This window comes from Pseudoduganella sp. OTU4001, assembly GCF_038440195.1.
Classification (GTDB): domain Bacteria; phylum Pseudomonadota; class Gammaproteobacteria; order Burkholderiales; family Burkholderiaceae_D; genus Rugamonas.
On the sequence record NZ_JASATG010000049.1, the window covers coordinates 21,417 to 28,306 of the forward strand.

Below are 6,890 nucleotides of genomic sequence, written 5' to 3' on the forward strand. Positions count from 1 at the left end.
GGAACGGGCGCAAGGCGCGTTCCCACCTGGTCTGGCCGGTATCCGGGCTGGCAAGTCTGGCGGCCTGGCCTTCCCATGCTTTCGCACAGTGGCTGTGAGACCGCTGCCGCACCATCAGGGCGGCACTTGCTTACCGTTGCGGGGGCAGCACACGTTAGCTGTCAAAGACAACACCGTGTTTCCCGTTTAACTGCTTTCGAGAATTCGAATGCGAGCACCAAAACCCCACCATTATACGGACTTGGCGGGCCAGGACAAGCGCAGGGTCGAGCAATACTTGATCTGGTTTGGCTTTTGCGCCGCGTGCAGCAGGGGTTCGCCGGCCGCCATCGCGGCCATCAGGCGCATGGTGCCGGCATGGCACACGATGACCGCATCGTGTTGCAGCTCGTCGAGGAAGGATTGCACGCGCGCCGCCACTTCGCGCACCGTTTCACCGCCGCCGGGGCGGTAATCCAGCAAGTCGGCGGCCCAGGCATCGACTTCCGCGCACGGGATGTCGTCCCAGGCGCGCATTTCCCACGCGCCGAAATCCATCTCGGCCAGGCGGGCGTCCAGCGCGGGGGCGCCCAGCAGGCAGGCCAGGGCGGTGCAGCGTTGCAGTGGGCTGGAATACAGGCGGGCGTCCCGGGCGAGGGCGTCGGCCAGTTGCGGCGCCAGGGCGGCATGGCCCGCGGCCAGTGCGGCGGCAGCGGCGGGGATGTCGCTGCGGCCGTAGCAAACACCTGGCGCGACATCTGGTATGGGATGGCGGATGAGGATCAGTTCCACACGCAGGCCAGTACGCCGAGGTAGAACACGGCTTCGGAGAGCTGCTGCACGGCGCCCAGGCAGTCGCCGGTGTAGCCGCCCAGCCGCTGCTGGAATTTGCGCGCAAACCAGAGCGTTGCCAGCAGCATGCCGCCCAGGCCCGTCGCCAGCGCGGCCGGCGGCAGCCAGCCCAGCGCCACGACCGCGCCGGCGGGCAGTGCGGCCGTCAGTGCAGCGATGGCGAATTCCCCGCTGCGCATTTCCTGCGCCAGCGGTTTGGCCTTGCCTTCGGCGCGCGCGTATTCCATGCGCCAGATCAGGGAGCAGGCCATCAGGCGCGATAGCGGGTGCGCCGCCAGCAGCGCGCCCAGGGCGGCCAGCAGCGGCAGGCTGGCCAGCGCCGCGATCTTGGTCGCCAGCATCAGGACGATGCCGATGGCGCCATAGGCCCCGATGCGCGAATCCTTCATAATTTCCAGCACGCGTTCGCGCGTGTGGCCGCCACCCAGTCCGTCACAGGTGTCGGCAAAGCCGTCTTCGTGGAAAGCGCCGGTGGCATAGATGCCGGCGGCAGTGGACAGCAGGACGGCCACCGCCGGCGGCAGCACCAGCGCAGCGGCGGCATACACCGCACCGGCAATGGTCGCCACCACCAGGCCGACAGCCGGGAAGTAGCGCGAGGCGTGGTGCAGCCACGCCGGCTCAAAGCCCACCCAGCGCGGGATGGGCAGGCGCGTGAAAAATTGCAGCGCGATGAAGAAGAGGCGCAGCTGCTGCATCGGCGCTTACTCGGACTTCTCGCTGACCTGGGCCGACTCGAAAGTGGCCATCTGGTTCAGGAAATTGACGGCGGCATGCAGCAGCGGCACGGCCAGCGCGGCGCCGGTGCCTTCGCCCAGGCGCAGGCCCAGGTTCAGCAGCGGACGGGCGCCCAGGAAGTCCAGCATGCGTTGGTGGCCGTTCTCGTCGGAGCAGTGCGCGAACACGCAGTAGTCCAGGACTGCCGGCTGCACGCGTGCCGCCACCAGCAGGGCGCTGGTAACGATAAATCCGTCGATCAGCAGCACCATGCGGCGTTCCGCCGCCTTCAGCATGGCGCCTGTCATCATGGCGATTTCCAGGCCGCCGAAGGTGGCCAGCGCCTGCAGGCCGCCCTGGGCGTCCGCATGCAGGGCCATGGCCGCCTCGATCACGCGCTGCTTGTGCGCCACGCCTTCGGAGGTCAGTCCGGTGCCGGCGCCCACGCAGTCTGCCACCGGGATGCCGGTCAAGCGGTGCATCAGGGCCGCCGCTGCGGTGGTGTTGCCGATGCCCATTTCGCCGAAGCCCAGTACATTGCCCGGCAGCTCCGCCACCAGGTCCATGCCGCACTCGATCGCCTCCATGCACTGCTGCACCGACATGGCCGGCTGCTGGGCGAAATTGGCGGTGCCGTGGGCGATTTTACGGTTGACCAGGCCTTCGCGCTGGCCGAAATCATGTTTGACGCCCGCGTCGACCACTTTCAGCGTGCAGCCATTCTGGCGCGCGAACACATTGATCGCAGCGCCGCCGGCCAGGAAATTCTCAACCATCTGCCAGGTCACGTCCTGCGGGAAGGCGGAAATGCCCTCTGCCACCACGCCATGGTCGCCTGCGAATACCAGGATGGCCGGCTCGCGCAGCTCGGGGCTGACGCTTTGCTGGATCATGCCGACCTTGTGCGCCAGGGCTTCCAGAGTGCCCAGGCTGCCCAGCGGCTTGGTCTTGTTGTTGATGGCGCGGTCCAGGTCGGCCGCGAGGGATTCGTCCTTGAGAGGGGTGATGTGTGGGATAGTCATCGCGGAATTATAATGCCCTGATGCGGATACTTATCATCGAAGACAATAAGGATATTGTCGCCAACCTGTACGGCTTCCTGGAGCCGAAGGGGTATGTGCTGGATAGCGCGGCCAATGGTTATGGCGGGCTGGCGCTGGCCGCGGAGCATGAATATGACGCGGTCGTGCTGGATGTGATGCTGCCCGGCCTGAATGGCATGGAGCTGTGCCGCAAGCTGCGCGGGGAGCTGGGCAAGGCCATACCGGTCCTGATGCTGACCGCGCGCGATACGGTGGAAGACAAGGTGGCTGGCTTCGAGAGCGGGGCCGACGACTACCTGGTCAAGCCGTTCTCCCTGGTGGAGCTGGAAATCCGCCTGCGCGCCCTGGTGCGGCGTGCGCGCGGTGCGCCAGCCAGCACACAGGTGCTGCAATTTGGCGACCTCACCTTCGATACCGTCAATTACGAGGTGCGCCGCGCGGGGCGGCCGCTGGCGCTGACCCGCACCGGCTACACCATCCTCAAAAGCCTGATGAAGGACGCGCCGCGCGTGGTTACCCGCGATACGCTGGAGCACGAGGTATGGGGCGATGAGCGGCCCGACAGCGACGCCCTGCGCACGCATATCCACGCGCTGCGCCAGGCCCTCGACAAGCCCTATCCATTTGCCATGCTGCGCACTATTCCGGGCATCGGCTACAAGCTGGTAAATTCGGATGAAGAAAACTGAATCGCTGCGCCGGCGCATCGTCGCCGCATACATGGCTTTCGCCTTTTTCGTAGCGCTCGTCTTTGCGGTGGTGGCGGCGCTGGCGGTGGAGGGGATCGAAGAGAAGCTGGTCGATGAACGCCTGCTGGAAGTTGCACGCTGGGCCGCCCCACGCCACAGCGGCGGTTTGTCGGTGCTGATGCCGGCCGGACTCACGTTCCACCATGGCGCCGATATTCCGCGCTCCCTGCGCGGATTGCCGCAGGGAGTGCAGGAAATCAGCGTCGACGGGGTTGACCTGCATGTCCTGGCGAGCCGCGACGAACATGGCGATTTTGTCGTGGTGGACCATGACAGCGAATATGACAAGATCGAGGCGGTGGTTTACTCGATGTTTGCCGCCTTCCTGCTGGCTTTTATTTTCGGCTCACTGATGCTGGCGCGCTACCTGGCCAATAGCGTCGTTTCGCCGATTCTCGACTTGTCGCAGGGCGTCGGGGAGCGGCGCGCCGAGTTACCCTGCCTTGAACGCGGCGATGAACTGGGCTTGCTGGCGCGCGCATTTGCCGGCCGCACCGCGGAGCTGAAGCAATTCCTTGACCGCGAACGCTTCTTTACGGGCGATGTGAGCCACGAGTTGCGTACACCGCTGGCCGTCATCAGCGGCGCCGCTGAAGTCCTGATGTCGCGCACGGATGGCGACAGCACCCTGCATGCTCCAGCCGAACGGATTTATCGTGCGGCGCGCGAGGCCAGCGACGTGACTTCGGTCCTGCTGCAATTGGCGCGCTCGCCGCAGGCTGCCGACGGTCCGCTGCAGGCGATGGCGGCCCTGGCGGAGGCCGAAGTCGCACGCTGCCAGCCGCTGGTGGCAGGCAAACCGGTTACGCTGCGGTACGAGGGCGGCGGCGACTTTGCCGCCCATGGCGCGCGTGAGTTGCTGCAGGCGGCGATCGGCAACCTGCTGCGCAACGCATGCGCCTATACCGAGCACGGGGAAGTGGTATTGCGCCTTGGCGCCCGCAGCGTGGTGGTGGAGGACACTGGCCCCGGCCTGCCGCCAGCAGCCCTGGCGCGCTTGCGCGGCGAAGCCGTACCCGATGGTGACGGCGTTTCCTCCGGCAGTGGCCTGGGCCTGGGCCTGGTGCAGCGCATCTGCAAATACCTCGGCCTCGAATTGCAAGTTCAGCAACGGGAAGCCGGCGGTACCCGGTTCGACATCCATTTTCCCGATTTAACGCAATCTTAACGCCGCCTTGACGCAGTCTTTACAGGGGGCTGATTAATGTGTGAGGATGAAATTTCCTCGCATTCACTCGGCGTACCTCCCGCTGGCAGCCGCGTCGTTCCTGGTCCTGGCGTACAACGTCAACTTCTGGAAGAGCTTTGTGGCCGCCACCGGCGGCTTCCGCCTGGGTAACCTGCCGGTCTACCTCGGCTCCGCGCTGCTGCTGGTGTTGATCTTCAGCGGTGTGCTGGCGCTGGTGAACTACCGCCGGCTGTTCAAGCCCGTTGTCATTGCCTTGCTGCTGCTCTCCTCCGTCACCGCCTATTTCATGTCGCAGTACGGTATCGTGGTAGACGCCTCGATGGTGCAAAACGTCGTGGAGACCGATGTGCGCGAGGCCGGCGAGCTATTCAGCTGGAAGCTGGTGCAGACCGTGGTCCTGCTGGGCCTCGTCCCATCCTGGCTGGTATGGCGCTTGCCGGTGCAGTATGGAGGCTTGCGCCGCTCCGTGCTCGCCAACGGCGGCGTGCTGGCGGGATCGCTGTTGCTGGCGGTCGCGCTGCTCTTCATCTTGTTCAAGTCCCTGGCGCCCGCCGTGCGCGAGCATCGCGAGCTGCGCTTCATGCTGACGCCGACCAATGTGTTCCAGGCGGCCAACGGTTATCTCAAACGTAAGCTGACCACACCAACCGTGGTCGCGCCGCTGGGTACGGACGCCGCGAAAGGCAGTCGCTGGGCTGCTGTCGGCAACGCGCAGCGTACGGTCACCATTATCGTGGTGGGTGAGACGGCGCGCGCCATGAACTTCTCCATGAATGGCTACGGCCGCGAGACCAACCCGGAACTGGCGCGCGAGCGCGAGCTGATTAATTTCACCAACGTCAGCTCCTGCGGCACGGCGACCGCGATTTCGGTACCCTGCGTGTTCTCTGACCTGACGCGCGACGGCTATTCGGAAGACAAGGCGCGCAGCAAGGAAGGCCTGCTCGATGTGCTGCACCACGCCGGGCTGGACGTGGTCTGGCGCGACAACAATTCCGGCTGCAAAGGTGTTTGCGCCCGCGTGCGGTTCGAAGACATGTCCAAGCCTGTGCCGGGTGACCCGTTATGTAACGACGAGGAGTGCTACGACGAGCATTTGCTGGAAGGCTTGCCTGAAATGATCCGCAACGCCAGTAAGGACCTGGTCATTGTGCTGCACCAGAAGGGCAGCCATGGACCGGCCTACTGGAAGCGCTATCCCGCCGGCTTTGCCAAATTTGGCCCGGTATGCCAGACCAATGAGTTGGAGCAATGCACGCCGGAGGCAATTACCGCTGCCTATGACAACAGCATCCTGTATACCGACTACTTCCTGTCGCGCACGATCGCGCTGTTGAAGGAGGCCGGTATCCCAGCCTCCATGCTCTATTTCTCGGACCACGGCGAATCGCTGGGCGAAAAGAATATGTACCTGCACGGCGCGCCATATGTGTTTGCCCCCGCCGAACAGGTCAGGGTGCCGATGATGTTGTGGATGTCCCAAAGCTTCAGCCAGCGCTTCCACGTGGACCGCGCCTGCCTCGCTGCGCGCAGCGGACAACCTTTCTCGCACGATAACGTCTTTCACTCTACGCTCGGCATGCTGAACGTCAGTACCGCCGTGCATAACCCCAAGTTAGACCTGTTCCAGGCTTGTATCCATGACACGTAACACCTTCCGGGGTGTGCTGGCGCTGGCAGCGTCGGCCGCCCTGATCCTGTGGCTGGGCCAGTCCACGGATGTCGACTTGCGCCTGGCCGACATGCTGTTCGACCGCAGCCGCGGCGTATTCCCATTGCAGCACGCCTGGTTCGCGGAGCAATTCAACCACGTCATATTGAAGGCTGTGCTGATTTGCCTGGCCAGCGGCGCCGTCGTGCTGGCGCTGTGGGACGTCTGGCGGCCAATGCCCGAGCGGCGGCTCGGCTTGCGGGTGCTCGCCATGACGGCGGTCAGCGAGCCGGTGGTCATCAGTCTCCTGAAGCGGGCCAGCAGCAGCCACTGTCCATGGGAGCTGGAACGCTACGGCGGCAGTGCGCCCTATATAAGGTTGCTGGAATGGATGCCTTACGGGATCGAGCCCGGACATTGCCTGCCGGGCGGACACGCATCGAGCGCGCTGTGGCTGGTGGCGCTGGCCGCCTTCTGGTGGCCGCACCAGCCGCGCAAGGCGCTGGTTATCGGCGCCTCGATGCTGCTGTTCGGACTGGGCGTCGGCTGGGTGCAGCAAATGCGCGGTGCCCACTTCCTGACCCACACGCTCTGGTCAGCCTGGATTGCTTGCGCAATTGCAATGTTGAATTATTTACTTGCAAAACGCCATGCGAATGGTTATAGTTCTGTCCCTCGCAACGCAGCACATGCTGCAGAGTGAGGAAAGA

Annotated in this window: 7 protein-coding genes and 1 riboswitch; of the genes, 4 read left to right on the top strand and 3 right to left on the bottom strand. The window is 64.6% G+C overall.

What is annotated here, in order from left to right; genetic code table 11:
* Window positions 1-16: 16 nt before the first annotated feature.
* Window positions 17-237, bottom strand: a riboswitch (cobalamin riboswitch).
* The 3 genes from AAHE99_RS25370 to cobT form a co-directional block, all read right to left on the bottom strand.
* Window positions 232-771: a histidine phosphatase family protein gene (locus AAHE99_RS25370; protein ID WP_342120662.1), complete on the bottom strand. Its 540-nt coding sequence runs from the start codon at window positions 769-771 to the stop codon at window positions 232-234. Its footprint overlaps the riboswitch before it by 6 nt.
* Window positions 762-1,529, bottom strand: coding sequence for an adenosylcobinamide-GDP ribazoletransferase (locus AAHE99_RS25375; protein WP_342120664.1), 768 nt, complete (start codon window positions 1,527-1,529; stop codon window positions 762-764). Before AAHE99_RS25375 ends, AAHE99_RS25370 begins: the two co-directional genes overlap by 10 nt.
* Window positions 1,530-1,535: 6 nt before the next feature.
* The gene (gene cobT, locus AAHE99_RS25380; RefSeq protein ID WP_342120666.1) at window positions 1,536-2,570 is read right to left on the bottom strand and encodes a nicotinate-nucleotide--dimethylbenzimidazole phosphoribosyltransferase; all 1,035 of its coding nucleotides are present in this window, start codon (window positions 2,568-2,570) and stop codon (window positions 1,536-1,538) included.
* 20 nt (window positions 2,571-2,590) lie between these two features.
* Between cobT and AAHE99_RS25385 the strand changes: the two genes are divergently transcribed.
* The 4 genes from AAHE99_RS25385 to AAHE99_RS25400 are packed head-to-tail and all read left to right on the top strand — an operon-like array spanning window position 2,591 to window position 6,883.
* Window positions 2,591-3,280: a response regulator transcription factor gene (locus AAHE99_RS25385; protein ID WP_342120667.1), complete on the top strand. Its 690-nt coding sequence runs from the start codon at window positions 2,591-2,593 to the stop codon at window positions 3,278-3,280.
* Entirely contained in the window at window positions 3,267-4,508 is a 1,242-nt protein-coding gene (locus AAHE99_RS25390; RefSeq protein WP_342120669.1) for a sensor histidine kinase, read from the top strand. Before AAHE99_RS25385 ends, AAHE99_RS25390 begins: the two co-directional genes overlap by 14 nt.
* A 46-nt stretch (window positions 4,509-4,554) precedes the next feature.
* Window positions 4,555-6,180, top strand: coding sequence for a phosphoethanolamine transferase (locus tag AAHE99_RS25395; RefSeq protein WP_342120671.1), 1,626 nt, complete (start codon window positions 4,555-4,557; stop codon window positions 6,178-6,180).
* Window positions 6,170-6,883 (top strand): phosphatase PAP2 family protein, encoded by a 714-nt coding sequence (locus AAHE99_RS25400; RefSeq protein WP_342120672.1) that lies wholly within the window; start codon window positions 6,170-6,172, stop codon window positions 6,881-6,883. The genes AAHE99_RS25395 and AAHE99_RS25400 overlap by 11 nt, the downstream gene beginning before the upstream one ends.
* Window positions 6,884-6,890: the final 7 nt, after the last annotated feature.